Consider the following 2,918-nt stretch of genomic DNA (forward strand, 5'->3'; position numbering starts at 1 on the left):
GCAAAATTAAAAGGCATGAGCCCGGTACAATACCGAGCTCATGCCCAACGGGCTGCCTAACGAAATAACCTGTCTAACTTTATGGGGTCAGTTCAACGTTAAGGAATCGACTTTTTTACTTCTTCTTATAGAACTAACGCACCTGTTAGTTTAAGTACAGTTCTTCACAAACTAATCCCAAACTTCATCTAACTTGTTGGAATAGAAATCTATTGCTCTTTTATAACTTATTAATTCATTATCTGATGTCGTATCCACCAAGCATTTTAGAAGTAATTCCATTGCTTTACTATGCTCATTCAAATTATATAAGGTCATTGAATAGAACACTTGAATTGCTCTATTATTTGGAAATGCTTTAATCCCTTGCAGAAATACATTCTTTGACTTTTCATATTCTCCCAATATTCTATATGTACTTCCTAATCCCAGTAAGGCTCCTTCTAATTCATTTGAAGACAACCCTAAACTGATTGCATTTTCATAAAAAGTAACTGCTTTAGATTCTTCTCCTAACAAATCAAAACTCCAAGCACATTGATAGTTAATTGACCCGTCATTGGGGAAATCTTGTACAAGCCTTAGTAATAAATGGTTAGATTCTTTGTAACTTCTACTCTTTCGTAAAGCTATTGCTTTATCTAATTCTTTTTTCATCATTTTCATCTCCAAAACTCTCTTAATATTAACATAATTAAACAAGACCACATTGAACCTTGTTCAACTAACCTGCTGCGTTAGTTGAATAAGCACCTTATCTTTTATTACACATTATGGTCGAAATACGCAATAACTCAACTCACATCCAAATCCCCATTAGGATTAATTTTCTTTTACTTTCAGTAAGATAAATATTTACCGCTTGCTTAATTTCCTTGTCAGATTTCCCTTGTTTCTGTATGGTGGCAACTATTTTCTTTATATGTAGCTTTTTAAAAGAGATATAAAACACTTTAGTTGTTCCTTATTTTTATAATAATTATACTTAGATGTATAGTTATTAGAAGGGGTGATAGGATGAGTAAGAACTTTATTATATTTGGAGCAAGCCATGGGCTAGGCGATGCATTTGTAAAAGGCTTACCCACTAAAGGAGATACAGTATGGATGGTGTCACGGACACGACCAAGTAGTTTAGATGTAAATGATGGCGTAAATCGTAAATGGGTCGCAATTGATTTATCTAGTCAACAACAAATTCCTTCTTTAAAAGAAACTTTAAAAGACATTCCTATTGATGTATTAATTTATAATGTTGGAGTATGGGAAAAGCGTGGTTTTGAAGATGACTATACGTTTGATAAGGATGAAGTTAGGGATATTTCGAACTTAATTAATATTAATTTAACTTCCACTATTACTTATATTCAGGCGCTTTTACCTAATTTAAGACAGGCGGGCAATGGAAAAATTATATTAATTGGTTCAACAGCAGGTTTAGATCATACGAATAGTGCACAAGTTTCATTTGTCACATCTAAATTTGGCTTACGTGGTATTACAAATGCTTTACGAGAGCATGTGAGAAAAGATATGATCACTGTAACGTGTATTAATCCAGGAGAGCTTGCTGCTGAAGTACCATATGAAGAAGGTCCAGAAAAGGCAATTAAATTGTATCAAGGTACACGTATTCCTGTACAAGACATTGTAGCCATCGTCCATTGCGTTATTAATTTATCGCCTGTTTCATGTGTAAAGGAAATTAATATTCCTGCCATAACAGACTTAAATGCATGATTGTATAGCATTATTCCTAGAGTTTTTCTTATATTGTAATAATTAATCATTTGGTACTACATACAGCTCTCATTTTGATCAATCTTTTTTCAAAATGGGAGCTATTTAATTTCCCTAGAATCAATGTTTGCAGCTCTCTTTTAATCAATCTTTATTCTAAAGTTACACTATATCTTTCATTTTTTTAGGAACAAAGTACAAACCTCCTTTTGTGTCTAGTACGTAATATGGTCGAAGTGCGACAACCTAAAAAAACTACTATTAGGCCCACTTTATTTCGTTATTTCTATTTCTTTTGAAATTTATGATTGGGTAAAAGAAAAACGAAAAAAATATACTGATTTACTCTTGTGTTTAATTCGTAGTTTGTGTCAAATACGACATAAAACTTCTCCTTCTCTTGTTGAACTAACCTGCTCCTATAGTTGCATAAAGAAAAGGAGCTTCTGATCAGCTCCTGGTAATGAACTAACGCACCCGTTAGTTTAAGTGTTATACTTCACAAATTATTAAAAAACATTTAATTCTAGAAATTCATCAGTTTCCATAAAACCAAACTTCTTATACACTGGTCTACCCATTTTTGAAGCCCCAAGCCATATTTGTGAAATACCTGAAATCTTAACTTCATCAACTAATTTAGTTAACAGCTTTGTTGCGATTCCTTGCCCACGATAATTTTCATTAGTATACATATTTGTGATATAAGCCTTTTTTCCAGTCTTATTGGTGTAACAAGGTGGAAATTCATAAAAAATTACTGCACCACAAGCTATAATTTCTTCATTATCTTCCACTAGCCATTGAATTAAAGTACCATCACTTAGTTTATTTTTAAAGAAAACATATAGTTCTCTATCAATATCTATATTAGGTTCTATCCCCTCATCAACTAATTGCTTTTTTCTTAACTCGACCAATTTATCAATATCATCGATATTTGCTTTACGATATTTCAACTTCTCACAACTCCTTTATAAAATTACAACTGACCAGCCCCATAGCATAATTAATTCTCATCATTTTACCCATTGATTCTTATTAAACTAAACTGCCATTAATTTATTTACTAACCTGCCCCATTAGTTCCATAAGAAACTCCTATGGCGGCGCTCCTCGCCGCCACCATCTACTACGAAAATCTAAACTCAAAAATAGAGTCTAACCCATTAACCCCT

General features: G+C 32.7%; 3 protein-coding genes. 1 reads left to right on the top strand and 2 read right to left on the bottom strand.

Annotated features, from left to right (window positions below; genetic code table 11):
• Positions 1-171: 171 nt before the first annotated feature.
• A complete protein-coding gene (locus ACQKMR_RS28245) occupies positions 172-657 on the bottom strand; it encodes a tetratricopeptide repeat protein (protein ID WP_427700227.1) in 486 nt (161 codons plus the stop codon).
• Positions 658-1,017: 360 nt separating this feature from the next.
• On the opposite strand from ACQKMR_RS28245, the gene ACQKMR_RS28250 reads away from it, so the two are divergent.
• Positions 1,018-1,740, top strand: coding sequence for an SDR family NAD(P)-dependent oxidoreductase (locus ACQKMR_RS28250; protein ID WP_427700228.1), 723 nt, complete (start codon positions 1,018-1,020; stop codon positions 1,738-1,740).
• Positions 1,741-2,249: 509 nt separating this feature from the next.
• Here ACQKMR_RS28250 and ACQKMR_RS28255 read toward each other — a convergent pair.
• Complete coding sequence (locus tag ACQKMR_RS28255; protein WP_427700229.1) at positions 2,250-2,699, bottom strand: GNAT family N-acetyltransferase; 450 nt, start codon at positions 2,697-2,699, stop codon at positions 2,250-2,252.
• Between the last annotated feature and the right edge of the window lie 219 nt (positions 2,700-2,918).

Source organism: Peribacillus sp. NPDC096540 (assembly GCF_050278525.1).
Classification (GTDB): domain Bacteria; phylum Bacillota; class Bacilli; order Bacillales; family DSM-1321; genus Peribacillus.